The organism is Bifidobacterium apousia (assembly GCF_007559275.1).
GTDB lineage: Bacteria > Actinomycetota > Actinomycetes > Actinomycetales > Bifidobacteriaceae > Bombiscardovia > Bombiscardovia apousia.
In genome coordinates this window covers 57,607-82,074 of the sequence record NZ_VMHK01000007.1, presented here as the reverse complement: position 1 = coordinate 82,074, position 24,468 = coordinate 57,607, and the positions used below count along the sequence as shown (strand labels likewise).

Here is a 24,468-nt window from a genome sequence, read left to right as displayed (position 1 = left end):
GCGCTCCAATTCATCCAAACCGTTTGATCTGCCAGTAAGGCAACCGTTACATAATAGCGCGAGTCAGGGACTCTGACAGGAGCGAAACCTGCCAGGGACGGGCGCCCTCCTGACGCAGGAAGTCAGCCACATCCCGCTTCTCCGGTTGATCGGTCCAACAGAGGTTGCGCAGGTAGCGGGGCTTGATCAGAATCTCGTCGGGGGTGTTGGTCTGGCGTCCCACCTCTGTCACCGCCTTGCGCGCTGCCTCCAGCCTGGCATATCGTTCCGGGTGGCGGTGCCGCCAGACCTGCATGGACTTAGGGGCATTGGTCTCCTCACACCGCGGCTTGGGAGGCACAGGCAGCTCTTCGGTGGGCAGATGCAACGCATCCAAAATGGCCTGTTTCCAGACTGAGGGTCTGACCCGGCGCTGGATGGGAGCATAGCGCTCGAACATGCGGTCCTGCTCACCGCCGGTGTGGATTCTGACCCGTTCATTCAAGGATCGGATGGCTCGGAACTGGGCGTTGTTGCGGGGCTTGAGCCTGCCGGCCTCGATGATGGCCTTGTCGGGCAGGAGCAGCGTCGGAGCGATGTCGTTGCGCCGGGCCAGCTGGTCTCGGGTGGTCCACAGCGAACGGGCCACAGCAAGGCCTCGACGGTCATTGTGCAGGGCATTGATATGCGAAATATGCCGCCAGGGCTGCTCGGGCTCCGGCTTGGGGATTTTGCCCTGCTCCAGCAGCCAGGTGAATTCCTGCCTGGCCCACTCATCCTTGCCGTGACGGCGCAGATCCTCCAGCTCGCACGATCGCACCTGATCCAGCAGCTCCACATCCAAGGCGGCGTAATTGCGCCAATCACGCGGCAGTGGGCGGTAGGACCAGTCTGCGGCGGAGTGCTCCTTAGCCAGAGTCAGCCCCAGATAGTGTGCGGTAACTGCAGACAGGCCGTAATGACCGAGATTAAGCATCCTGGCCGCCAGCTCGGAGTCGAAGAGCGATGAGGGCCTCATGCCCAGTGCGTAGAAGCCTGGCAGATCCTGGGGGGAGTCATGAATGATCCACTGGGCACCATCAACGGCCTTATTGAATTCCGACCAGTCGCAGCCCGCCTGCGTCAGAGCCGGTGGGTCCAGCAGGAATATCCCCGCCCCCTGGCGCTTGAACTGGACCAGGTAGTCGTCGTGGCCATAGCGGAAGCCTGATGCGCGTTCAGCGTCCGCGGCCAGCGCACCGCTCCCCTGGGACAGCAGCCGACATGCCCGGCGATATCCGGCCATATCGTCGATGACCGACGGTACACCCTGGGCGGGCTCTGAAAGCAGCTGCGTCTTAGGATCCGTGGTCACCTGCGCTCAACCTCTTTTTTAGTTTGTCTTCCATAACGCCACCGGGCCGACCAGGCCCGGAAAACACTCGCCTGAAAGCATAGTCCATGGCCTCAACCCGCTGACAATCGTTTACCGAGCATGACTGGTCAGCAATTTATCGATTTACAGTGTCGGTCATCCATTGGATCCGCCACCCATTGGCTCTTCCAACCATTAAGTCGGTCATTCAGCGTGCAAGGCATTCAGTGAGTCGGTCATTCGCTGATTGGCTGGCTGGCCTGCGCCCAAGCAAACAAAACTCCCCACGGCATCTGCCGTGAGGAGTCACAAGTTGATTATTCGGGTTTGTCCTAGGACCGCCCGGGAACCACAGTGGGTTCTGCGGCTCAGTAGACCACGAAGCCGTGGGCCTCAAGCTGCTTCTTGACCCGATCCTTCAGGGCCGCCGAAGGGCCTTTGGCATCCTCCAGCGGGTAGGGGATGCGAAGCTCATGCCACTTGGGCCGTCCAAGCTGATGGAAGGGAAGCACATCAATGTGCTCGATGGCATCCTTGAACTGTTCGCACACCCGCGCGACGTTCTCGACGTTCTCCTCGGAGTCGGTCAGCCCCGGCACCAGCACGAAGCGAACCCAAATCTTGCTGCCACGGGCAGCCAGACGCTTGCCGAATTCGATTGTGGGGGCCAACGTGCCGCCGGTCACCTTCTTGTAGGTGGCCTCGTCGCCGGATTTGACGTCCAGCAGACACAGGTCGATATCGTCAATCATGGCATCGGTGTAGTTGCGATTGAGGAAGCCCGAGGTGTCCAGGCAGGTGTGGACGCCCATCTCCTTGGCAGCGCGAAAGACGCGTGAGACAAAGGCTGCCTGCATCATGGACTCACCGCCGCTGAAGGTGATTCCTCCGCCCGTGCTCTTGAAGAGGTCCTGGTAACGGGCCACCTTATCGATCATGGCCTGTAGGTATACGGGCTGGCCATCGCGCATCTTCCAGGTGTCAGGATTCTGGCAGTACTGGCAGCGCAGGGGGCATCCGCTCATGAAGACGGTCATCCTTGTGCCCGGCCCGTCCACTGAGGTATTGATGTCCCAGGAGTGAACAAATCCGATGTCGCCCGTGCGCAGGGCATTCATACGGTCGTGCCGGTCCAGTCCAATGGGCGATTCGAACCCCGAAAGGCCGCCCATCAGGGTCTGGCTCTGGTAGACCTTGGATTCCTTGAGCATGTGCGGCTGTGTGGTATGGAAGGTGGTGGTCTCCGTCATTGGATCCTCCTGAAAAAGACGAAAAGGGGGCGGGGCCTTGGTGCGCCCCGCCCCATGATTCACCGTCTCATCAACGGTTGACTATCGCACAAGGGCGATCAGTCGGTCACCGCGCCCTGGTGGAAGGTGCGGGAGATCACGTCGAGCTGCTGCTCGCGGGTCAGCTTGACGAAGTTGACGGCGTAGCCCGAGACGCGCACGGTCAGGTGCGGGTACTTCTCGGGGTGCTCGACGGCATCCTCCAGCTGCTCCTTGCGCAGTACGTTGATGTTGGCGTGGTAGAGCCCGTGGCCGTTGCCGGCGTCCAGGATGCCCACCAGGTTGTTGATGCGCTCATCCTCGTCGCGGCCCAGGCCGTCAGGGGTGATCGTGTTGGTCAGCGAGATGCCGTCCAGGGCGTCGTCGTAGTCGATCTTGCCCACGGAGAACATGGAGGGCAGCATGCCGTGCGAATCCATGCCGTTCTCGGGGTTGGCGCCGGGAGCGTACGGAGTGCCCTTCTTGTGGCCGGAGGGGAAGGACCCGGTGTTCTTGCCATACTCCACGTTGGAAGTAATGGTCAGGATGGACTGGGTCGGCACAGCGCCACGGTAGACAGGCAGGCGCTTGATCTGGCCCATAACGGTGGAGACAGTCCACTTGGCCAGGTCGTCGGCGCGATCGTCGTCGTTGCCGTAAACCGGGAACTCGCCGACGGTCTTGTAGTTGACGATCAGGTCGTCGTCAGCGCCCTCGACATACTCAGGGGTGCCCTTGGCATCCTTGTTGTAGATCGGGTAGACCTTGGCGTACTTGATAGCCGACAGGGAGTCAGCGGCGATGGACAGGCCGGACATGCCGCAACCCAGGGTGCGGTAGACCTCCTTGTCGTGCAGGGCCATCTCAATGGACTCGTAGTCGTACTTATCGTGCATGTAGTGGATGATGTTCAGGGCCTCGACATAGGTCTCGCTCAGCCACTCCAGGGCCTTCTCGTAATTGTCCTTGACCTCTTGGAAGTCCAGAGAACCGTCTTCCTTGGGGGTGACAGGCTTGATCACGTCCTTGTCGATGACCTGCATGCCGGTCATCTCGTCACGGCCGCCGTTCATGGCGTAGAGCAGGGCCTTGGCGGAGTTGACGCGAGCGCCGAAGAACTGCATCTGCTTGCCTACCCTCATGGGGGACACGCAGCAGGCGATGGCAGCGTCATCGCCCCAGTGGGCGCGAATGTCCTTGTCGGACTCGTACTGGATGGCGGAGGTGTCGATGGAGATACGGGCGCAGAAGCGCTTGTAGCCCTCAGGCAGCTTCGGATCCCAGAAGATGGTGATGTTGGGCTCGGGGCCGGGTCCAAGATGCTCCAGGGTCAGGGTTGCCAGCAGACGGAAGGAGGTCTTGGTGACCATGGGCCTGCCGTCATCGCCGAAGCCAGCGTCGGACCAGGTGGCCCAGTAGGGGTCGCCCGAGAAGATGTTGTCGTAGTCCTTGGTCCGCAGGAAGCGCACGATGCGCAACTTCATCACGATGTTGTCGATGATCTCCTGGGCATCGGTCTCGTCGATCAGGCCAGCGGCCAGATCACGCTCGAAGTAGACGTCGAAGAATGCGGACAGACGGCCGATGGACATGGCGGCGCCGTCCTGGCTCTTGACCGAGGCCAGGTAGGCCATGTAGGTCCACTGGACAGCTTCCTTGGCGTTCATGGCAGGACGGCTCAGATCCAGGCCGTACTCCTTGCCCAGGTTCAGCAGCTGCTTGAGAGCCTTGATCTGCTCGGCGTGCTCCTCGCGGAAGCGGATCCAGTGCTCGATCTCTTCCTCGGTGAAGTCGTTGCGGTAAGGAATCGAATCCTTGTCGGCCTTCTTGCGGGCAATCAGCTCGTCAATGCCGTAGAGGGCCACACGACGGTAGTCGCCAATGATGCGGCCACGGCCGTAAGCATCGGGCAGACCGGTCAGAATCTTGTTGTGGCGGGCCAGCTTGATCCTCTTGGTGTAAACGTCGAAGACGCCATCGTTGTGGGTCTTGCGATACCGGGTGAAGATCTTCTTGACCTCGGGGTCGGGCTCCTTGCCGGCCTCCTTGAGGGCCTGCTCAACCATGCGCCAGCCGCCGTAGGGCATCATCGCACGCTTGCAGGGTACGTCGGTCTGTATGCCGACAATCACGTCATCCTGAGTCTCGCCGGCAGGCTTGCCGTCGATGTATCCGGCCGGGAAGGCGTCAATGCCCGCCGGAGTGTGGGTGTCCACGTCGTAGACGCGCTGCTTGCGCTCCACGGCGAGGAAATTGTCATCCAGGTAGTTCCACAGGAACTTGGTCTTCTCTGTGGCCGGTGCCAGGAAGGATTCGTCACCGGTGTACGGAGTGTAGTTCTTTTGAATGAAGTCGCGAACGTCGATGTCTTTCTTCCAGTCCTCGCCCTTGAAGCCCTTCCAAGCCTTGGCTTGCAGCTCTGCGGGAGAGACGGTGTTGGTCTCAACTGCTGTCATAGTCAACTCCTTGTTGATATGGTCAATGGCGCTTCCTCACACCACTGTCACTTTCAAGTATAGGGTGCGCACTACCACGGGAAACCGAATCGCGACGTGAGCTATATCACACTAAGGGCGGACTCGCAATGGGCGCCACGCCCATATCTTGCAAACTCGCCCGGCACACCGTCTGAGTCCCGATTCGTTCTGCCTGCATGGCCGACTGGTCGCTAACGCTAGTGAGCGATCCAGCAGGAGCTTCATCTGTCAGCTGATGACTGTCCCTGCCCAGGGTCTCCCTCCCAGGCCTGCCGCCAGCGACGGTCTTCTTCATCCCATTCCTTGTTCCGGCGCTTGGCGATCTTCCAGGCATCGAGGGCCTCCTGCCTGCTGCGGTAGGGGCCCATCCGCCTGTCCTGGGGAGACAGCTTGCCCTGTTCGGGTTCGCCGGTGACGGTGTTGAAGTACCAGGCCGTTTGCTCTTGTTCGGAACCCATGGTGATCATTCCCTGAAGGCGTTGGTGACAGGCAGCCGACGGTCCCGGCCGAAGGCCAGGGAGGTGACCTTGGGCCCCAGCGGGTACTGACGCCGCTTCCACTCGGCTCGATCCACCAGCCGCATGACCGTGTCGACCGTGTCGGGATCGAAGCCATCGGCCAGAAGGTCGGCCCGACCATGCGCACGCTCGATGTATGCCTCGAGGACCTTGTCAAGCAGGCTGTAGTCGGGCAGGGAATCAGAGTCCTTCTGCCCTTGGCGCAGCTCGGCCGAAGGCGGCTTGACGATGGAATTGACGGGGATGGGCTCACGTTCGCCCCGTGCCTGAGCCTGGGCGTTGCGCCAGCGGGCCAGCTGCCAGACCCGGGTCTTGAGCAGATCCTTGATGGGCGCGTAGCCGCCTACTGCATCACCATAGATAGTTGAGTAACCGCAGGCCAGCTCGGACTTGTTGCCTGTGGCTAGGGCCAGAAGCCCCTCGGCATTGGCGTAAGCCATGACGATGACGCCGCGTATCCGGGCCTGCAGGTTCTCTTCAGCCACCCCTTCCAGATGCAGCTGCCCTTGGAAGGCATTGAATTCCGGGCCTATGGCTTGGACCACGTAACGCACGCCCAGACGCTGGGCCAGGTCGGCGGCATCATCCCGGGAGCCTTCCGAGGAATAGCGGCTGGGCATGGAAATGCCGCGCACGTGCTCCCCCCCGCAGGCATCGGCGGCCATGGTGGCCACCAGGGCCGAGTCGATCCCGCCTGAGAGCCCCAGGCAGACGCCAGTGAAGTGATTCTTGGCCATATAGTCTTGTAGCCCCAGCACGCAGGCCCGATAGACCTCCTCGTCTCCAGGCATCTCTTCGGCCATGCATGACTTGCTGGGCATTGGGCGCTCCCCTCGTGCAGGCAAGGTCCACGTGGACAGATCCTGGACGAACCTGGGCGAGCGCTCCAGCAGGGTGCCATCCTGGTCCACCACAAAGCTGCCGCCGTCGAAGACCAGATCATCCTGCCCGCCCACCTGGTTCAGGTAGAGCAGAGGCGCACCGACCTGTTTGGCCCGGCGAGCCGCCAGCTCGTAGCGGACATGCCCCTTGCCCTCCTCGAAGGGGGAGCCATTGATGGTCACCAGGAGGTCGATGTCCCGGCCAGCCAGGTCGCTGATGGGATCGCCCTCCTGCCAGATGTCCTCGCAGATGGCCAGCCCTATCCGGTGCCCCTGCACCTCCAGGACCACGGTTCTGTCCCCCGGAGTAAAAATCCTGTACTCGTCGAAGACTCCGTAGTTGGGCAGGAAGTGCTTGTCATAGCCGGCCTCGACACGCCCCTGGTGCAGCACTACCAGCCGATTGCGGGGCCTGTCCTGATCCGCGTCGGTGCCCACGGTCCCCACGATCACATGCAAATGGCCCAGACCCTGCTCGTCCAGTTCCCTGGCCAGACGGTCGGCCCGGGACCAGGCGGCCCGACGGAAACTGGCGCGAAAGGCCAGGTCCTCGATCGGGTAACCGGTCAGGCTCATCTCAGGAAAGACCACCAGGGCCGCCCCTTGCTTAGCTGCCTTATGGGAGTAATCCATAATAATGTCGGCGTTGCCGTCAAGATCGCCCACACAGGTGTCGATCTGAGCCAGAGCCACCAGCAGATCGCCATCCCGCTGCGGCTGTTCGTCTTGTATGCCCATACCCATGATTCTAAACCGTGCCGGGCCAGCCGGCGGGCAGACAGTTCCGTGCAGGGAGGGACCCGGGAAAAACGGGATCGCGGACGCCTCAGACCTTGTCGGCGCCAGCCTTGCGGGCGGCCCGACGCACCAGCACCGAGGCAGCCAGTCCCACGAGAAGCAGCAGGACTGCAAAGCCCATGGCCCACTGGGCGCCCTGGGTGAATCCCTCGGTCAGGGCATTGGTCACCTGAGGACCCAGGGCTCCCAGCCGACCCCGTGTGCCCTGGGCGCGCAGGCCGACGATGGCATTCCCGGCAGAGGACTGAACGGATCTGACCAGGCCATCGGCCATCTGCGCCGAGATCCCCTTGAGCGCCGTCAGATGCCTTGGCAGCACCAGGCTCAGAGCCAGGGAGAGGGCGGAACCGGAGACTGCAGCACCCAGGGCGGTCCCCCACTGACGAATGGTGGACTGGGTGGCCGAAGCCTGTCCGGACTGGGCCACCGGAACACCGGAGAGCACCAGGCTGGTCAGCTGTGCCGAGGCAAAGCCCAGGCCGGCACCGTAGATGATCAGAGTCAGGGTCATGGGCCAGACCGGCACCGACCCGCGCATGAGCAGAATGGACAGGGCCACGCCGACGATCTCCATCAGCAGGCCCGTCTGCACCGTGCCACCGGCCCCCAGACGGGCTGAGACAACCCGGGCCAGACCGCCCGAAACAACTGACCCCAGAGCCATGACGCCCAGGATGGATCCGGCCCCCAGTGGACTCAGGCCTCTGGCGTTGATCAGGTAGAGGGGCAGGATGAACATGACTGCGAACTGACCAGCGTTGACGATGGCGGCCGTCAGGTTGCCCCAGCCGAAAGTGCCGATGGCGAACATGGAAACGTCCAGGATGACCATCCTGCCCCTGCGCGCCCTGGACAGCTCGGTCATCGCAAAGGCGGCCAGCAGGGCCAACCCCAGGAGCAGACTGACCGGGACCGGCGACAGGGGTGCCGATGCGGACCAGTGCAGAGGGCCCAAATCGAGTGCGGCGCGTGGATGCCACCAGCCGTAGGTCTGCCCCTCGATCAGTGCAAAGACCACCAGGGCCGACCCCAGGGCCGAAAGGAGTATGCCCTTCCAGTCGGCAAGCATTCCCCACCGGTCACCGGTCTGCCCGGGCGCTGACTTGGTCTCGGGCACAAAGACCGCACTGGTCAGGAGGACGATCAGTCCCAGGGGCAGATTGACCAGGAAGATCCACCGCCACCCGATGGTGCTGGTGAAGACCCCGCCCAGGAAGGGGCCGACCGCCGCAGCGGATGACATGACGGCCCCCCAGATGCCGAAAGCGGTGGCCCGGTGCCGACCCCTGAAGGTGGCGGACACGGTAGACAGGGTGGAAGGCATGACCAGGGAGCCGCCGATTCCCTGAACAAGCCGGGCCAGAAGCAGCATTGTGCCGGAGGAAGCCGATGCGGCGAAGACGGAACCCAGCACAAAGATGACCGTGCCCACCTGCAGGATCCGCTTGCGTCCGATCATGTCCCCCAGTCGACCGGAAGGCAGGAGCAGGGCGGCCAGGACGATGCTGTAGAGGGCGGTCACCCACTGGGCCTGAGCCAGATTGATGTGGATGGCGGCGATGATGGAAGGAATGGAGACGTTGACGATGGACGAATCCAGCACGATCATGGCCAGACCCAGGGCCAACACCCAGAGGGCACGCCAGGGCGGCGTTGCCTCCTGAGACTCTTGACGGTTCTTCTGGCTGCCCATCTTCACGTCCGCACTTGCCAATCCGGTCATCTGAACTCCCCTCACCCTGGCCTGCGAATTTTTTGCGACTATACGTCGCGAAAACTCGTCTGGCAAGTTCACTCTGCGCGGACAAGCCGCACGCTGAACCAGTCCTGGCAGCTTGGTTCCGCAGCAAATAGGCCATATCATATGCCCCATGACCGGCCCACTCCCAGGAGGCCGGACCAAGGAGGACCATGCCCAGGATCCGCGAATCCACGCTCCAGGAGCACCGCGCCAAAACCCTGGACCAGATCATCGCCGCCGCCGAGGCCATCCTGCGCACCGGCGGACGAGGCCAGCTGACCATGGCCGAGGTGGCCCGACGCGCCAACCTGGCCCGGAACTCCCTCTACCGCTATGCCCGGGATGCCGATCAGCTCTGCGATATGGTCATGGAACGGCATCTGCCTGACTGGGGCCAAGCCCTGGACCAGGCCCTGGGCAGGACAGACGACCCGCGGCGGACGATTGAGGTCTGGACCCGCACCAATCTGGAGCAGGCCGGACTGCACGGACACGGCTGGCTGATGAACCTCTACGCCGAGCAGCACGACGAGCAGTTACGCCGGGCCCTGATCTACGGCAGTCCCTCGAATCCCCACGAGCCCACCTCAAGGAGCGATCGGTCCACAGACCGGCAGATCCAAGCCCTGCTGAACTTCCACCGGCAGGTCAACCAGCCGCTGATCCAGGCGTGGACAGCCCTGCGCCCAGCGGATCCGGCCATGGGCGTGGAGGTGACGCGGGGCATCGTCCAATCCGGCATGCGACTGATCGACGCCCTGGACTTGGATCTCGCTCCCGAACAACGGCAGGAACGACTGACCATCATCATTGAGAAGGTGACCGCCTGCGCCAAGGCCGTCACCGCCACCCTGACGGAAGGACCCGCATGCGCCTGATCGGCAACATCTGCTGGCTGCTGCTGGGAGGACTGGCCATCGCCCTGGCCTGGACCCTGGTGGGTATCGTGCTCTGCCTGACCGTAGTAGGCATCCCCCTAGGCATCCAGGCCTTCAAGATGGCCAGACTCACCCTGACCCCCTTTGGCCGACAGGTCATCTATGGAGGCGGACTGGGATCCTGGCTGGCCAACCTGCTCTGGATCATCCTGGGCGGGTGGTGGCTGGCCCTGGCCTATCTGGTGGCCGGACTGGTCACCATGTTGACCGTGGTGGGCATCCCCTTCGGTCTGCAGGCCTTCAAGATGGCCCGCCTGGCCCTGATGCCCTTCGGATCCTCAGTGTGAGTCGCCATCTTATGAAAGGATTGGTGACATGAGCACAGTTATCATGCATACCTCGGAGGGCGATATTCGCCTGGACCTCTTTGACGATCAGGCCCCTGAAACCGTAGCCAACTTCCTGGACCTGGCCGCAGGCCGCAAAAACTGGACCGACCCCGAAACGGGCCAGAAGCGTCAGGATCCCTTCTATGACGGGCTGACCTTCCACCGGATCATCAAGGATTTCATGATCCAGGGCGGCTGCCCGCTGGGCACCGGCACAGGCGGCCCCGGCTACGAGTTCGACGATGAGATCGACCCCTCCCTGACCTTTGAGGAACCCTACAAGCTGGCCATGGCCAATGCAGGACTGCGCCGTGACCCCGCCACAGGGAAGACCCATGGCACCAATGGATCACAGTTCTTCATCACCACCGTGCCCACCCCCTGGCTGAACGGGCATCACACCATCTTCGGCCAGGTGGCCGATGAGGATTCCCGGAAGGTGGTCGACAAGCTGGATGCCGTGGCCACTGACCCGGGCGACCGTCCCCTCGAGCCGGTCTTCATCAACAGCGTCGAAGTCCTCTGAGCCGTGCCGGGGATGGTTTCGAAAAAGGCACCCAGCAGATTCCAGCCCGGCACACGCAGCTACACCATGTCCCGCATCAGGGGCACGGAAACATCAATAGAGCGCCAGGTCCGGTCCTACCTCTTCTCGCGCGGTCTGCGGTTTCGCAAAAACGACAAGCGGTATCCGGGCCATCCTGATGTGGTCCTGCCCAAGTGGCGGGCCATGGTATTCGTCAATGGCTGTTTCTGGCACATGCATCAGGGCTGTGCCAAATTCTCCCTTCCCAAATCCAATGTGGAATATTGGACCACCAAGCTGACAAGGAACCGTCTGCGGGATCAGGAGCAGGGCAAAAAACTGAAAGCCATGGGTTGGCGGGTTTTCACCGTTTGGGAGTGCCAGCTGGATGCCCGCCATGCCCAGGAAACCCTGCAAACATTATATGAGGCCATCACGGCTGATGGCCATCCAAACGAAGGAGTCAAGGATGAGTAGATTGAACGGCAAAGGACAAGAGGCTGAGCAGAAGGGCATGCGGGTCAACTTCGCCATTCTCGGCGCCGGACGGATAGCCAATGCGCTGGCCAAGACGGTGGTCATGATGGCCAAAGACCAGCAATACAGCCATCTGGTTGCCCCATACGCCGTGGCCTCGAGGGATGGGGATCGCGCAGCCGCTTTTGCCAAAAAATATGGATTCGAGCACTCTTATGGTTCCTACCAGGAGCTCCTGGACGATCCCCAAGTGGATCTGGTCTACATCGCCACGCCTCACAGCCTCCACGCCGAGCAGGCCATCGCCTGCATGAAGGCGGGAAAGAACGTGCTGGTCGAGAAGTCCTTCACGGCCAACGCCGACCAGGCCAAACAGGTCATCGAAACATCCGAGAGCACCGGCCTGCTCTGCACCGAGGCCATCTGGACCAGGTACATGCCCTCGCGCTCCATCATCGACGACATCGTCTCCTCAGGGGAAATCGGCACCGTCAGAACGGTCACCGCCAACCTGGGATATGTGACCGTGGGCAAGGCCAGAATGACCGACCCGGCCCTGGCCGGCGGCGCCCTGCTCGACGTGGGCGTCTACCCTCTCAACTTCATCGACATGGTCATGGGGCCCAAGCCCATTGAGCGGGTCTGCACGGATTGGGTCCGCAGCCCGGAGGGCGTGGACAGCCAGAACTCCACGACCATTTTCTACCAGGATGGATCCATGGGGGCAGCGACCAGCTCCATGGTCTCGGCCAGCGACCGGACCGGCGGCATCTGGGGAGACCAGGGTTACCTGCAGTGCGCCAACATCAACAACGTCGAGTCCATCGACCTGTACGACGCGGATCACCAATTGAAGAAGCGCTACCCCGTCCCCGACCAGCTGACCGGTTATGAGTATGAGGTGTCCAGCGCAGCACAGGCCATCCTGGACGGCAAGACCGAGTGCGCCCAGATGCCCCACAAGGACACCCTGCGCATCATGGAGCTCATGGACTCTCTGCGCCGCCAGTGGGGATTGGTCTTCCCCTTCGAATCATGAACTAGCAGCGCGAATGGGGGCTGATGCCGCAATCGCCACGGCATCAGCCCCCATTCGGATCATCCAGGAAAACCCTGCTTCATTCCTTTCTCACGAAGGTCACCAGACGCTGGAGGATGACGAAGACCAGAATCATCAGACCAACCACGATGGTGACGGCCTCGGCAGGAACGCCGAAGTCCGAGGTCAGAGGATCGATGATCGAACGGACTAAGGCTCCTATGACAGAACCCAGCACGTAGCCGTAACCGCCAGTGATCAAGGTGCCGCCGATGACGACTGCAGCCACAGCGTCCAGCTCCCAGCCGACGCCCATGGTGTTCTTGGCCGAACCGATGCCAGCCACATAGACGATGGAGGCGATGGAGGCCAGGACAGCCGAAGTCAGGTAGATGACATACTGCGTCCGCTTGACCGGAAGGCCCATCAGCTCGGCCGAGGACCGGGAACCGCCGATGGCGTAGATGGTACGGCCCGTCCTGGTCTTGTGGAGGATGACATAGCTGACTGCCACAACAACCAGCGCGACGATCACGCCGAAATTCAGCGAAAGGTCATTGGAAATCTTCGGGTTGTCAATGATCTTCAGGCCCTCGCCGCCGATCCAGCTGAAGTTGTTGTTCTGCGGCATATTGAGCGAATCAGTTGAGATGATGGAGGCTATGCCCCTGGCCAGGAACATAGTGGACAGCGTGGCGATGAAGGGCTGCATGTTGAACTCTTCGATGAGCACGCCGGCCAGCAGTCCAAAGACTGCGCCAATGGCGATCATGATGACGATGACCAACCCCGCCGGCACGCCGGCGATCATGAGCTTGACACCGACGACGCCAGTGATGGCGACTATGGCCCCCACGCTCAGATCGATGCCACCGGTGAGAATGGGGAAGGTCATGGCTACTGCCAGAATCACCAGGTAGGCATGGTCCATGAACAGCGAGGACATGAATCCCAGCCGGATATAAGTGCCGAAGAGCACCTGGCCCATGATCAGCATGAGCAGGAAGATGACCACGGCAGCAACTGTCGGAATGGCCCTGGGGCTCAGCCGGAAACCTGCTTGTCTGCTTGCACTCTTCTTCATCATGCCACCACCTCTGCAGACTGCCTCATGGCACGCCTGCGTTTGAACTCAGCGACCGCGTTGTGCACCTTGGGCGCCTGCATGACGCAGATGATGATGACCACCACGGCGAAGAAGGCTGGCGTGGCGGCTGAATCAATGCCCAGGGTGATGATGGTCTTGCGGATCATCGCAATGATCACGGCGCCGAAAGCGCTTCCCAGCAGCGAGAACTTGCCGCCCAGCAGGGAGGTGCCTCCAATGACCACAGCCAGAATGGCGTACATCTCCAGGTCCTGACCGGTCTTGACCACGTCGACCCTCATCACTGAAGCAGTCGCGAACAGCCCTGCCACAGCGGCCAGCAGACCGGAGATGGCGTAGACCAGGAAGAGGATCCGACGGGGCTTGATGCCGGTCATTCGGCTGGCTTCCTGGTTGATGCCCACCGACTCGATCATCATGCCGGCTGCCGTCTTCCTCATCAGAAGACCGACAAGGCAGACGATGATCACGGCTATGACGAAATTGGCCGGGATTCCCAGAATGAAGCCATTGGCCATCCAGCGCAACGGTCCGCTGCCGGCCACGCCTGAAGCATCGGCATTCTGCCCATTGGTGATGACCTTGGCCAGTCCCCTGCCTGCCAGCATCATGATCAGCGTGGTGATGAAGGGCTGGAGTCCCAGAATGGAGACCAAGGCACCGTTGATGCAACCCAGAACCAGACCTACGGCCAGGGAGATCAGAATAGCCATCCAGACGTTCACCCCGTTGATCAGCATCTGCATGGCTGCAGCTCCGGCCACGGCCATGAGCGAGCCGACCGAAAGGTCGATGCCCGAGGTCGAGATGACCAGGGTCATGCCGGTGGCGATCATCAGGTATCGCGCAGACTCCTGGATCATGGTGATCAGGGGTCCTGCCAGGCCGCCTGTGCGCGGATTGTATGACAGGCTGAGGAAGGAATGATCCACTAGGGTGCAGACCACAATCAGCGCGAGGAAGGCGACCACGCTCCAAATCAGCTGATTGCCGAATATGCGGCGCAGGAAGGATGGACCTTCATCCTCCGATTGCTGCTTGGCGGGCTTGCTCATCTTTCCTCCTTTCCTTGAGATTGTCCGGATACTGAGGTGTTGGCTATGTCTTCCACGATGGTCTGCTGGGAAACCGTGTCATCGTTGTCCATCAGGTCGATCTTGTGACGGTCCTTGAGGACGGTTATCTGATCGGAGAGGCGGACGACCTCATCAAGCTCAGAGGAGATGAAGACCACGCTCATGCCCTGAGCGGCCAGATCCAGCACCGTCTGCTGGATCTCCGCCTTGGCGCCGATGTCGATTCCCCTGGTCGGTTCGTCCAGGATCAGCAGCTCAGGATCCGTGGCCAGCCACCTGGCCAGCAGGACCTTCTGCTGGTTTCCTCCTGAAAGGTTCTTGATCAGCCTGTCGGGATCGGCCGGGCGAACATTGAGCTCCTTGATGTACTTGTCGACTATACGGTCAGCCTCCTTCCTGGGGATTGGCCTGAACATGCCCCGGGTGGCCTGGAGGGCCAGGATGATGTTCTCCCTGACCGTCAGGTCGCCGATGATGCCCTCATCCCTTCTGTTCTCCGTAGAGTAGGCAATCTTGTTCTTCAGGGCGTTGGCCGGGCTGTCGATGGAGATCTTCTTCCCATCAAAGGTGTAGGTGCCCTTGTCGGGCTTGTCTGCGCCGAAGAGCAGGCGGCCGATTTCGGTTCTGCCGGAACCCAGCAGGCCGGCCAGTCCCATGATCTTGCCCTTGAAAAGATCCATGTCGAAGGGGTAGATGCTGCCCTTTCTGCCGAAGCCGCGGACGCTGGCCAGAGGCCGGTCTGTTGCGGCTTGGGGTGTCTCTTTCCTCGACTTGGTGCCGATCAGCGAGAGCTCATCGGCGTTCTTGCCGATCATCTTGGTAATAAGGACATCGCGCGGCATGTCCTTGACCATGGTCTCCTCGACGAATTTGCCATTGCGCAGAATGGTCATCCTGTCGGCGATCTCGTAGACCTGGTCCAGGAAGTGGGAAACGAACAGTATGGCGATGCCCCGGTCCCTGACCTTGCGCATGATCCGGAAAAGATCCTGAACCTCATTGGCATCCAGCGAAGATGTCGGCTCATCCAGGATCAGGACCTTGGCATCGATGACCATTGCCCTGGCGATGGCCACCAGTTGCTGCATGGCTATGGATATCTCATTGAGCGGTGTGTGAGGATCCAGATCCGTCAGGCCCATCTGGGCCAGAAAGCCTTTGGCCGCCTCATGGGTCTTGCGCCAGTTGATGCCCAGGTGCCCCCTCACCTCGTGCCCGAGCATGACGTTTTCGCCCACGCTCAGATTGGTGCACAGGTTGACTTCCTGGTAGACCGTGGCGATGCCGGCGTTCTGCGCATCGGCTGTGCCGTTGAAAATCCTGTTTTGGCCGTTGACGGTGATGGTTCCCGCGTTGATTTTGTATACCCCGGTGAGCGCCTTGATCATGGTCGATTTGCCTGCGCCGTTCTCCCCCATGAGGGCATGGACCTCACCGGGGAACAGACGCAGATCGACATTGTCGAGCGCCTTGACACCTGGGAATTCAATGCTGATTCCCTTCATGGAGACCAAGGGTGCTTCTTTTGTCATTGTCTTGCCTCATCAAACTGAATGCTGATCGGGGGCGGTACCGCGGCCCAAAGACCCTTTCCCGCCCATGAAAAACGGCGTACCGCAACCTTCCCGGGTGCGCCGTCCTGTGCGTCCTATGCGATCAGCGATAGATCAGTACGCTCTGGAATCGATGACCTTCTTGGCCTCGTCGGCGGTGAAGACCTTCGAATCAATGACGATGTTCTTCTTGACCTTCTTGCCGTCCAGGTAATCCTTGACGGTCTTGGCGGTCGTTTCGCCGAAGAGCGGGTTGTACTCGATCACCAGCGACAGATCGCCGTCGATCAGGGCCTTCAGAGCAGGCTTGGTGCCATCGATGGTGATGATCTTGACCTTGCCCTTAAGACCTGCGGCATCGACAGCCTGTGCAGCGCCCAGGCCCATCTCGTCGTTCTGCGAGAAGATGAACTGGACATTCTGGCTCTTGTACTTGTCCAGCAGTCCGGCGGTGACGGTCTTGGCCTCGTCAGTGGACCAGTTGGCCGACTGGCTCTCCAGAACCTTGATGTTGCCGCCGATCTTGGAATCCCAGCCCTTCTGGCGATCCTTGACCACCGACAGGCCGGCAGGGCCCTCCAGAATCAGGCCATTGGCTCCATCGGGGAAGTTCTTGTTGACGAACTCTGCCGCCTGCTGCCCTGCCCACTCGTTGGAAGGTCCGATGTGGGAGGCGACCAGGCTTTCGTCCTTGGTCTGCACGTTGCGGTCGACCAGGAAGACCGGGATCTCGGCCTCCTTGGCCTTCTTCAGCGACTCATCCCATCCGCTGTCCTCGGTGGAGGACAGGACGATGGCATCAACCTCGTCGTTGACGAACTTGTTGAAGGCCTGGATCTGCTTCTGCTGATCGTTGTTCTGGGTCGGCGAATAGATCATGTTGAATCCGGCGTTCTTGAAGGCCTTCTTCAGATCGTTCTCGTTGGCCGTGCGGAAGCCGCCCTCAGGACCCACAGCAACGAATCCGATGGTCTTCTGCTTGTCGCCGCCCTTGCTGGAGCTGGATCCGGAAGAGCCGCAAGCTCCCATGGCCAAGACCGCAGCCGAGGCCGTGGCGATGGTCAGCGCCTTCTTCAGTACTGTATTCATTGTTCTCCTCCTTGAGTAGTCAGCATCGAAGCCACAGCATTATGATCATCGATGATGACATCCACGATTTTCAGTATCGTTTTTCCTCTTGCCGAGCTCAAGGCGCAGTGATAACAAATCGATAACAGTTCAACCACACCGACAGCCAAGCCGCAGCCGGTCCCACCCATCCCGGTGATTGTCACCTGCCGCTGGTAACCGTATCCACCTGGGAATCAATGATGTACCACATGCCCTCCAGGGCTCCGGAAAGGCAGTGAACGATGCCCGAACGGTCCAGGGCGATCAGGCTCTGCATCTGATTGACCTGCCCTGCAGCCAAGCCTGTGGTTCCGGCCGGCAAATGCTGGATCGTCTCCGGACCAGGGGCGATCTGGGAATGGCCGCCCGCATCCATGTCGCCATCCTTGTAGACCAGGGTGTCGTCGTTGTAGAAGGTCAAGGCCCTGATATCCCGATGTCGGGCGATGACCTGGATCTGGTCGCTCAAGCCCTTCGGCCGCTGATTCTCGCCTCGGACGATACCCAGCATGACCAGGGTGTTCATACCCTGCGAACCGTCATCGAGCACCAGGCATAGACGCTGCCCCTCAGGTGCCACAGTCAGGGCGACCACACGCCGCCCATGCAGCCAGGGCAGGGCGAATTCCAAGGCACCCGGCTTGCCTGCGTCGACCAGGATGGCGGAATCACTCTGCCTGACAGCCCAAACCTCATCGGTGAAACTGCCGGCTATGGCGGTAATGGGTGTGCCGGCAAACAGTTTTCCGCAGGATGAAGCATCGGGTTTCAGACAGGTCACCTGGCCCTGATCAGACAGCAGCGCACCGCCATTGGAGGAAAAGACCAGCCCCCTGGGCTCATGAAAGACGGGAGGCTGACCGACCCTGATCAGGTTCGAGGAGTTGAAACCTACCACCCCGCTGCTGCCCAGACTGTAGATGCGGTTGGAAGTCTGCCCTGAAGCTATGGTCAGGTCGTCATCCGCGTGGGAGTAGTCAATCCCTGACGCATCGACCACCCGCAGATCAAACTCGCCATTGCCGTCGCCCAAGAGCATCCGCATTTGATGGACCAGCATGGCCCTGTTTTCGCTGCTCAGGGAGGCGAAGGAGCTGCTGACCCTGATTTCCATGCGTCCCTTGACCTGCTGCACCGCATCGACTGCCAGGGAGACCTTGGCGGTGTTGAAGTTCGTCACGGAATCCCGCAGCCAGGCCGGAGGGCCCTTCAGCAGTTCCTTCAGGGCCAGGGTCCTCCAGTTTCGCCAGCCGAACCAGCGGTTGTCGGGAACAGGCACACCCTTGGCCAAGGGGAACTGATAGATGACGACCTGACGGTAGACCTGCATGAAATCATCCGAAGAGATCACTATCCCCGCCGGGGCCTTGCTGATTCGCCATTGGCCGCGCACTTGAGCGAGCTCAAACCGTTCGGTCCTGTACCCTGAGCCGCAGTCCTGCTCGGTGACGGAGAATATTCCATGGGCGTCCAAGGAGCCAATGCACTCGGTGGTCAGGTCAAGGGCAGTCCTCTTCCCGCTGCCCTCGTCATCCACTCGGTCATAGACAGGGGAACCCTTATAGATCGAGACGGATGCATTGAAATCCCATCCCGCAAAGGCCCGCTTGGTCATGTAGGACTTGGCGACAGCAAAGCCATCGCTTTGAATGCCGGTAGGCAGAGCCGCCAGGAAGCCCTTGACAATGCTCTCTGGCACGGCTCCGTCCACAGGACCTTCCGGGGAGGAGAAGACGCGATGGGGCTGATTCTCGATGGGACTGAGCTGACGGACCGACCCTGAGGTCGGCAGCCCGAATGGATTGGCGCAGCCTCCTGCGACCAGAGCAGCCACCATGGCCACACACATCCCCAGCATCCGCACAGGGCGAAAGGCTCTTGGCCAGCGTGACGGTCTGAAAATGCTCATGATGCAGCCTCTTCGAAGAAGCCTTCCACGTCCAGACCATGGCCAGGCTGGAATCGGACCGGCGCACTCCCCTGATCCAGTTGCTCGGAGACATCCCTGGGCAGGGTCAGCAGGAACCAGGTCCCCTGCCCAACCTGCGAGCGCACCTGGAGCAGGCCATGCATGAGGTCGGTATTGTCCAAGGCGATCGACAGCCCCAGACCTGTACCGCCCGTCAACCGAGACCGCGAAGGATCGGCCCGCCAGAACCGTTCGAATATATGAGTCAGGTCTTCGGGCGCAATGCCGGTTCCCCAGTCGCGCACACTGAATACCACGGCGTGCTCCGAGACGGCCAGCCGCAGCTGCACCGGCCCGTCCTCGGCGAAATCGATGGCATTGTTGACCAGGTTGCGCAGAATCGAAGTGCAACGGCTGGCATCGACGGTGATCATCACCTTGTGGTCGGGAAGGAGCGCCTTCACGGGAACCCCCTTCGTCCTGGCTATCTGGGCGACCTGCTGGACCACGTTGCGGACCAGATCGCAGGCATCGCACAGGTCTGGATTCAGCGATGTCTGGCCAGCCTCGTACCTGGATATTTCGAGAAGATCCTCAAGCATGCTGGCGAAGCGCGACACCTGCTTGTCCAGCAATTCCACGGTCCTGCGCTTGCTGGGATCCAGGTCGTCCCGAGTCTTGAAGAGCAGGTCCGTAGCCATGCGGATGGTGGTGACCGGGGTCCGCAGCTCATGGCTGACGTCTGATACAAACCTGCGCTGGTAGGCTTCGGCCTCCTCCAGCTGACCGATCTTCTCATTGATGGAATCAGCCATCACGTTGAAGGAACGCTGCAGGGTGCCCAGCTCATCGGTCCGGTCCTCGGTGACCCGGACGTCCGACTCCCCTTGGGCCAATCCCTTGGCGGCACCTGCCACCTTGGTCACCGGACGGATGACTGAGTGAAGGGCCAGGAACACGATGATCCCCATCACAACGCTGGTCACCACGCTGACCGCAAGAAGGGCCATCTGCACGGAGAGCACGGAGCGCTGCTGGTCTGCGAAGGAGTAGATGGCATAGAACTCGATCCCTCCGGTGGTGGCCGGCCTCAGCATTGACCCCATGACGATGCCCGGGACCGGGTACTGACCCTTGTCGGCCGTGTTGATCATCTGCGAGTATGAGTGGCTGCCATTTGAGACGACGGCATTCCTGATTTCCGGGGTGATCAGGTCGCTGTCTCCCGGGGCAGTGGATACAGGGACGAACCTGCGGGCTGTGGAGTCATCTGGCCAGATGAAGACCCCAACCATGTTGGGCGCCCCCTCATTCTGAACGTTGGCTGCCATATTGACCACCAGTTTCTGATAGCTGCCCTCATCACCGGTGATGTCTGCGGAGTCAAGTCCTCCCTGAGCCCTGGTCAGCTCAGCGGCAAAGTCGGCCTGCGCCTGTCGCAGAACCTGGTTCAAGAGGGAGGTCCTGACCGAATACAGGGAGGCTGTCATGAAGACGACGCCGATCAGGAGTGCCGAAACCGTTGCCAGAAGGACCATCCGTATCTGCAGGGAGCTCCTGACTGCTCTGTAGAGCCTGCGCAGGAACATCCCGACTGCGGAAGACACCACCCTGTGCCTCGTGCGACTGCTCATGATCCTGGCTGCTCAGCCGCATACTTGTAACCGATGCCCCGAACCGTCTCGATGATTCTGGGATTTTCAGGATCGTCTTCGATCTTCTGCCTGAGACGCTGCACGTGGACGTTGACCAGACGGGTATCGCCCATATCCTGGTAATCCCAGACCTTCCGCAACAGCTCTCCCCGGCTGAGCACCTCCCCGGGATGCGAGGCCAGCACGTAGAGCAGCTCGAACTCCGTGGGTGTCAGGGAAAGCTGCCTGCCCCGCTTGACCGCAGTGTGCTCCTGGCGGTTGATCTCTATCAGGCCATGGATGGCGGCCGGTGACTCCTGCCCCTCCTGATCAGCCCGGACCGAGACCGGACGCAGACGTGCATGAATCCTGGCCAGGAGTTCATCGGTGCTGAAGGGCTTGACCACATAGTCATCGGCTCCAGCCTCCAGACCCTCGACGATGTTCTTGGTATCGGATTTGGCCGTCAGCATGATGATGGGGACATTGGATCTGGACCTGATCCAGCGGGCGATGCCGATCCCATCCATGCCGGGCAGCATGATGTCCAGCAGCACCAGATCAGGTTCCACCGTAGGGAATATCTCCACTGCCCTGGATCCATCCGTACAGGTCACCGGCCTGTAGGACTTCGTCTGCAGCACTATTGACAACATCTCGCCCAGATCCCTGTCATCGTCGACAATCAGTATCGTGGCCGGCTCTTTCACAAGAAGCCCTCCCTCGTTCTCAGCATGCCATTATGCTCACTTGCTTCTAAGCAGAACGATAGCAGGGTTGGTCGGGGCTGCACCCGCCGACGGATCTTGGCGGGAATTGGCAGAGCTGACCTATTTGATGCGACGGACCCGGCCATGCTCCACCATATAGGCTCGCCGCGCCAGATCGATCATGGGCAGATCGAAGGCCGAATCGGTGTAAAAGGCGTCAATGGCCGTCTTCCGGCCCAGGGTCTGCTGAAAGTGCAGGGGCTTGTCAGGCCCGAAGTTGAGGTAGCCCACGGTCAGGGATTCCAAATCCAGGGTGGAGCCGATGCAGCGGGTGATGCCCAGTCGGCGGCAGGCCTCCCCCGCCACCAGATCAAAGGAGGCGGTCACCACCACGTCATCAGCCTGGGGGGTGTACCAATCCATGATCTTGTGCATGTTGGCATCCCAGAATTGGTTGACCAACCGGTCCATGTCAAAGCCGGGACGCGAGGTCAGGCGACGCAGGTAGCGCGAGCCCACCCGGCGCATGGCCGAGTCCAGTTGCTCGAGTGTGACCCGGCCCAGACGATAGCGGACGGCATAGAAGAGGGCAATCGGCAGGTAGCCAAGCACCCGCGGATCCTTGCGGGCAGTGAACAGGTAGAAGTCAAGCAGGCTCTCGCCATCGTAGATGGTGCCGTCGAAGTCCAGTACCCGCATGCCAGTCCTTTCCAGATCTCAGCGCTAAAAAGCGAACATCTTAGCATACCGTGGAGCAATGACGGTGATAGTCCCCGACTTCCATGGGTCATACTCCCCCAAATGCTGACCTGTACAGCCTCACGAATAGGCAGTCCTTTTTCAGCCGACAAGCACGAAGGAGACCGACAATCCCTAGACGATCGACCGTGACAGGCCTCGATCGGAATCGTCGTCTGGGCAATCGTGGCCTGCCTGATCCATGTCCTGATCGTGGATCATCCCCATGGTGTCGACGGTATTGATATGATGAAAATGCGTTGTTCACATAAGGCCGAGGTTTGGGACTTGTCGAAAATAGGCCTGGAAGGGGAACGGCGCCGAAGGGGTCCATGCGGTCAATCATGTCCGCCGAGCTCTTTGATTTTCCTTACCAGCTAGGGGGCAGCAGCGATGTTGAAGAAGAGCCACTACCACAACCTGAGCAGCTGCATAGCCGGAATCTACCGGCATGCACGCAATGACACCAGCCGGTACATGGGCGACTCCACCTTACGGGGCACTCAAGGTGATCTGATCGTATATCTCTATGATCATCCAGGCCTCAGCCAGCGGCAGATCGCCCGGGATCTGTGCGTAGACCCCAGTTTGCTGGCCAGGGATCTCAAGGCTCTGAAGGCCCAGGGCCTGGTCAGCCGTGAACAGAACCCCGCCGATCACCGCGTCAATATCATCGCCCTGACCAGGTCGGGCGCAGACATCGCGCGCAAACGGATCAGGTCGGTCAACAACTGGTGGACGGACCTGTTCAAGCAGAATCCCGATATCGACCCCGAGACCTTCCAGTCCGAGCTTCGCTGCGTCTACAACCGTCTGCTGGCCAATCAGCTCTGACCCGCTTACCGCAGAATCAGCCCACTGAACGACCCGAGGTCTCCCAACCCATGAGGCCCACGACCAGCATGGAGACCAAGGCCACCAGGCTGATGGTGACGAAGATTGAGGTGCTCCCCCATACGCTGAGCATGGCACCGATCAGCACAGGCATGAGCACATTGCAGAGCTTGGCAACGGCATTGGCGATGCCCACGCAGCGGAAGCGGACCGTGGTCGGGAAGAGCTCGGGCGCATAGACGGCCACCACAGAAGACATGAGCACGTAGAGGCTGGCCATGAGCAGGATGCCCACCAGGATGGCCGTTACCTGGCTGGTCTGTGCAGCGTAGAGCAGCCCAAAGACCGCCGTCAGCAGGAAGGCCGTGACGATGATCCGCTTGCGGCCGATGCGATCCAGCAGCAGGGATCCGATCAGGCAGCCCAGCGGAGCGCCCAGCATCATCAGGGTGCTGATCCACAGGGATCCGCTCAGATTGATGCCCCGCTTGAGCAGGATGGTGGGCACCCAGGAGGTGAAGGCGTAGGAGCAGACATTGGTGGCCGAAACCGCCACAGTGGCCACAATCAGGCCGCGGACAATGCTGCCCGAAGCCTTGGCGGATGCCTCAACGCCCTCATCCTTGCCAGCAAGTGCTGAGCCGCTGGCAGAATCGGAGCTTGCCCCTCCCCGGCCATTGTCGGCCTCCAGAAGCTCGACCACCTGGGTGGCCTCGTCCATTCGCCCGTGCAGGGCCAGCCAGCGAGGGGACTCAGGGATGTCACGCCGCAGATACCAGATCAACGCCGCTGCCAGACCAATGCCCACAAAGAGCGGTCGCCAGGACCAGCGCGGAATGATCCAGGCGCACAGGAGCATGGCCAGGGGCACTCCGGTGTTGGCCACCAGGGAGACGATGGCACTCCAGCGACCGCGATGCCGGATGGGAGCGAATTCGTTGACCATGGAGAAGCCGGTGACGATTTCGGCGCCCAGCCCCAGCCCCGCCCCCAGACGGCAGACCGAGAGGACGGCCATGTTCGGAGCCAGAGCACCCAGCAGGGTAAAGCCGCCGAAGAGCAGCAGATTGATCTGATAGGCGGTCTTGCGCCCCCGCAGGTCTCCGATGAACCCGGCCAGGAGCGAACCCACCAGGAGCCCCAGGAAGCCGGCCGACAGGAAGAGGGAGTTCTGGGCGACCGTGGACCACCCGGTGCTCAAGGCTGAACTGGCTACAGCGCTGCCCACATAGACATCGATGCTGTCCATGAGCATTCCCGCGGCCACCAGGGCCACGATCTTGTAAAAAGTAGCCGATTCACGAGCATTGTCTACTCGCCGGGTAATCTCGCGGACCGCCAAGTCGTGCTCGGCCACGCCGAGACCTTTGGATTGTTCGGATATGTCTGCATTGTCAATGACCGCTGTCGACATCGTCACCCTCGCGCCCGTCCATGAGGCAGGCATGCCCCATGTGTCCATGCCAGACCC

The 24,468-nt window shown here is 61.0% G+C and carries 22 protein-coding genes; 6 read left to right on the top strand and 16 right to left on the bottom strand.

The window, feature by feature from the left end; translation table 11 throughout:
• Window positions 1–46: 46 nt before the first annotated feature.
• The 6 genes from FPK30_RS07935 to FPK30_RS07910 all read right to left on the bottom strand — a co-directional run bounded on the left by FPK30_RS07935 (window position 47) and on the right by FPK30_RS07910 (window position 8,998).
• Complete coding sequence (locus FPK30_RS07935; protein ID WP_144086026.1) at window positions 47–1,333, bottom strand: HRDC domain-containing protein; 1,287 nt, start codon at window positions 1,331–1,333, stop codon at window positions 47–49.
• 368 nt (window positions 1,334–1,701) lie between these two features.
• Entirely contained in the window at window positions 1,702–2,583 is an 882-nt protein-coding gene (pflA, locus tag FPK30_RS07930) for a pyruvate formate-lyase-activating protein (protein WP_015021700.1), read from the bottom strand.
• 98 nt (window positions 2,584–2,681) lie between these two features.
• Window positions 2,682–5,057: a formate C-acetyltransferase gene (gene pflB, locus FPK30_RS07925; RefSeq protein ID WP_045924199.1), complete on the bottom strand. Its 2,376-nt coding sequence runs from the start codon at window positions 5,055–5,057 to the stop codon at window positions 2,682–2,684.
• A 242-nt stretch (window positions 5,058–5,299) separates the two neighbouring features.
• Window positions 5,300–5,536 (bottom strand): hypothetical protein, encoded by a 237-nt coding sequence (locus FPK30_RS07920; RefSeq protein ID WP_101432280.1) that lies wholly within the window; start codon window positions 5,534–5,536, stop codon window positions 5,300–5,302.
• A gap of 5 nt (window positions 5,537–5,541) precedes the next feature.
• Window positions 5,542–7,221, bottom strand: coding sequence for an NAD+ synthase (locus tag FPK30_RS07915; RefSeq protein ID WP_415873704.1), 1,680 nt, complete (start codon window positions 7,219–7,221; stop codon window positions 5,542–5,544).
• A gap of 82 nt (window positions 7,222–7,303) precedes the next feature.
• On the bottom strand, window positions 7,304–8,998 hold the full coding sequence (locus FPK30_RS07910) for an MFS transporter (protein ID WP_144086024.1): 1,695 nt from the start codon (window positions 8,996–8,998) through the stop codon (window positions 7,304–7,306).
• A gap of 188 nt (window positions 8,999–9,186) precedes the next feature.
• On the opposite strand from FPK30_RS07910, the gene FPK30_RS07905 reads away from it, so the two are divergent.
• Genes FPK30_RS07905 through FPK30_RS07885 form a run of 5 tightly spaced genes read left to right on the top strand, consistent with a single transcriptional unit; the run spans window position 9,187 to window position 12,325 of the window.
• A complete protein-coding gene (locus tag FPK30_RS07905) occupies window positions 9,187–9,894 on the top strand; it encodes a TetR/AcrR family transcriptional regulator (RefSeq protein ID WP_144086023.1) in 708 nt (235 codons plus the stop codon).
• Window positions 9,885–10,241 carry a YccF domain-containing protein gene (locus FPK30_RS07900; protein WP_144086022.1) on the top strand — a complete coding sequence of 119 codons (357 nt, stop codon included), beginning with the start codon at window positions 9,885–9,887 and terminating at the stop codon, window positions 10,239–10,241. The genes FPK30_RS07905 and FPK30_RS07900 overlap by 10 nt, the downstream gene beginning before the upstream one ends.
• 28 nt (window positions 10,242–10,269) lie before the next feature.
• A complete protein-coding gene (locus FPK30_RS07895) occupies window positions 10,270–10,809 on the top strand; it encodes a peptidylprolyl isomerase (protein WP_144086021.1) in 540 nt (179 codons plus the stop codon).
• 12 nt (window positions 10,810–10,821) lie between these two features.
• Complete coding sequence (locus FPK30_RS07890; RefSeq protein WP_101432227.1) at window positions 10,822–11,286, top strand: very short patch repair endonuclease; 465 nt, start codon at window positions 10,822–10,824, stop codon at window positions 11,284–11,286.
• Window positions 11,279–12,325, top strand: a complete 1,047-nt coding sequence (locus FPK30_RS07885) for a Gfo/Idh/MocA family protein (RefSeq protein WP_144086020.1) — start codon at window positions 11,279–11,281, stop codon at window positions 12,323–12,325. The genes FPK30_RS07890 and FPK30_RS07885 overlap by 8 nt, the downstream gene beginning before the upstream one ends.
• 79 nt (window positions 12,326–12,404) lie before the next feature.
• On the opposite strand, the gene FPK30_RS07880 is transcribed toward FPK30_RS07885, so the two are convergent.
• The 9 genes from FPK30_RS07880 to FPK30_RS07845 all read right to left on the bottom strand — a co-directional run bounded on the left by FPK30_RS07880 (window position 12,405) and on the right by FPK30_RS07845 (window position 22,124).
• On the bottom strand, window positions 12,405–13,412 hold the full coding sequence (locus FPK30_RS07880; RefSeq protein ID WP_144086019.1) for an ABC transporter permease: 1,008 nt from the start codon (window positions 13,410–13,412) through the stop codon (window positions 12,405–12,407).
• Window positions 13,409–14,488 (bottom strand): fructose ABC transporter permease FruF, encoded by a 1,080-nt coding sequence (gene fruF / locus FPK30_RS07875; RefSeq protein ID WP_045924192.1) that lies wholly within the window; start codon window positions 14,486–14,488, stop codon window positions 13,409–13,411. Before fruF ends, FPK30_RS07880 begins: the two co-directional genes overlap by 4 nt.
• Window positions 14,485–16,041, bottom strand: coding sequence for a fructose ABC transporter ATP-binding protein FruK (fruK, locus tag FPK30_RS07870; protein WP_144086018.1), 1,557 nt, complete (start codon window positions 16,039–16,041; stop codon window positions 14,485–14,487). The genes fruF and fruK overlap by 4 nt, the downstream gene beginning before the upstream one ends.
• 135 nt (window positions 16,042–16,176) lie before the next feature.
• Window positions 16,177–17,151 (bottom strand): fructose ABC transporter ATP-binding protein FruE, encoded by a 975-nt coding sequence (gene fruE / locus FPK30_RS07865; protein WP_045924190.1) that lies wholly within the window; start codon window positions 17,149–17,151, stop codon window positions 16,177–16,179.
• Window positions 17,148–17,336: a hypothetical protein gene (locus FPK30_RS08235; protein WP_222102871.1), complete on the bottom strand. Its 189-nt coding sequence runs from the start codon at window positions 17,334–17,336 to the stop codon at window positions 17,148–17,150. The genes fruE and FPK30_RS08235 overlap by 4 nt, the downstream gene beginning before the upstream one ends.
• Complete coding sequence (locus FPK30_RS07860; RefSeq protein ID WP_144086017.1) at window positions 17,333–19,081, bottom strand: LpqB family beta-propeller domain-containing protein; 1,749 nt, start codon at window positions 19,079–19,081, stop codon at window positions 17,333–17,335. Before FPK30_RS07860 ends, FPK30_RS08235 begins: the two co-directional genes overlap by 4 nt.
• Window positions 19,078–20,715 carry an MtrAB system histidine kinase MtrB gene (gene mtrB / locus FPK30_RS07855; protein ID WP_144086016.1) on the bottom strand — a complete coding sequence of 546 codons (1,638 nt, stop codon included), beginning with the start codon at window positions 20,713–20,715 and terminating at the stop codon, window positions 19,078–19,080. The genes FPK30_RS07860 and mtrB overlap by 4 nt, the downstream gene beginning before the upstream one ends.
• Window positions 20,712–21,425, bottom strand: a complete 714-nt coding sequence (gene mtrA / locus FPK30_RS07850; protein ID WP_260804502.1) for an MtrAB system response regulator MtrA — start codon at window positions 21,423–21,425, stop codon at window positions 20,712–20,714. The genes mtrB and mtrA overlap by 4 nt, the downstream gene beginning before the upstream one ends.
• Before the next feature lie 120 nt (window positions 21,426–21,545).
• On the bottom strand, window positions 21,546–22,124 hold the full coding sequence (locus FPK30_RS07845; RefSeq protein WP_144086015.1) for a haloacid dehalogenase-like hydrolase: 579 nt from the start codon (window positions 22,122–22,124) through the stop codon (window positions 21,546–21,548).
• 432 nt (window positions 22,125–22,556) lie between these two features.
• Between FPK30_RS07845 and FPK30_RS07840 the strand changes: the two genes are divergently transcribed.
• Entirely contained in the window at window positions 22,557–22,997 is a 441-nt protein-coding gene (locus tag FPK30_RS07840; RefSeq protein ID WP_144086014.1) for a MarR family winged helix-turn-helix transcriptional regulator, read from the top strand.
• Between the two features lie 16 nt (window positions 22,998–23,013).
• On the opposite strand, the gene FPK30_RS07835 is transcribed toward FPK30_RS07840, so the two are convergent.
• The gene (locus FPK30_RS07835; protein WP_144086054.1) at window positions 23,014–24,411 is read right to left on the bottom strand and encodes an MFS transporter; all 1,398 of its coding nucleotides are present in this window, start codon (window positions 24,409–24,411) and stop codon (window positions 23,014–23,016) included.
• Window positions 24,412–24,468: the final 57 nt, after the last annotated feature.

Bases quoted from the DNA above. Each gene is read 5' to 3' on its own strand.
- pflA (WP_015021700.1), bottom strand. From the start codon at position 2,583: ATGACGGAGACCACCACCTTCCATACCACACAGCCGCACATGCTCAAG.
- pflB (WP_045924199.1), bottom strand. From the start codon at position 5,057: ATGACAGCAGTTGAGACCAACACCGTCTCTCCCGCAGAGCTGCAAGCC.
- FPK30_RS07920 (WP_101432280.1), bottom strand. From the start codon at position 5,536: ATGGGTTCCGAACAAGAGCAAACGGCCTGGTACTTCAACACCGTCACC.
- FPK30_RS07915 (WP_415873704.1), bottom strand. From the start codon at position 7,221: ATGGGTATGGGCATACAAGACGAACAGCCGCAGCGGGATGGCGATCTG.
- FPK30_RS07910 (WP_144086024.1), bottom strand. From the start codon at position 8,998: ATGACCGGATTGGCAAGTGCGGACGTGAAGATGGGCAGCCAGAAGAAC.
- FPK30_RS07905 (WP_144086023.1), top strand. From the start codon at position 9,187: ATGCCCAGGATCCGCGAATCCACGCTCCAGGAGCACCGCGCCAAAACC.
- FPK30_RS07900 (WP_144086022.1), top strand. From the start codon at position 9,885: ATGCGCCTGATCGGCAACATCTGCTGGCTGCTGCTGGGAGGACTGGCC.
- FPK30_RS07895 (WP_144086021.1), top strand. From the start codon at position 10,270: ATGAGCACAGTTATCATGCATACCTCGGAGGGCGATATTCGCCTGGAC.
- FPK30_RS07890 (WP_101432227.1), top strand. From the start codon at position 10,822: ATGGTTTCGAAAAAGGCACCCAGCAGATTCCAGCCCGGCACACGCAGC.
- FPK30_RS07885 (WP_144086020.1), top strand. From the start codon at position 11,279: ATGAGTAGATTGAACGGCAAAGGACAAGAGGCTGAGCAGAAGGGCATG.
- FPK30_RS07880 (WP_144086019.1), bottom strand. From the start codon at position 13,412: ATGATGAAGAAGAGTGCAAGCAGACAAGCAGGTTTCCGGCTGAGCCCC.
- fruF (WP_045924192.1), bottom strand. From the start codon at position 14,488: ATGAGCAAGCCCGCCAAGCAGCAATCGGAGGATGAAGGTCCATCCTTC.
- fruK (WP_144086018.1), bottom strand. From the start codon at position 16,041: ATGACAAAAGAAGCACCCTTGGTCTCCATGAAGGGAATCAGCATTGAA.
- fruE (WP_045924190.1), bottom strand. From the start codon at position 17,151: ATGAATACAGTACTGAAGAAGGCGCTGACCATCGCCACGGCCTCGGCT.
- FPK30_RS07860 (WP_144086017.1), bottom strand. From the start codon at position 19,081: ATGAGCATTTTCAGACCGTCACGCTGGCCAAGAGCCTTTCGCCCTGTG.
- mtrB (WP_144086016.1), bottom strand. From the start codon at position 20,715: ATGAGCAGTCGCACGAGGCACAGGGTGGTGTCTTCCGCAGTCGGGATG.
- FPK30_RS07845 (WP_144086015.1), bottom strand. From the start codon at position 22,124: ATGCGGGTACTGGACTTCGACGGCACCATCTACGATGGCGAGAGCCTG.
- FPK30_RS07840 (WP_144086014.1), top strand. From the start codon at position 22,557: ATGTTGAAGAAGAGCCACTACCACAACCTGAGCAGCTGCATAGCCGGA.
- FPK30_RS07835 (WP_144086054.1), bottom strand. From the start codon at position 24,411: ATGTCGACAGCGGTCATTGACAATGCAGACATATCCGAACAATCCAAA.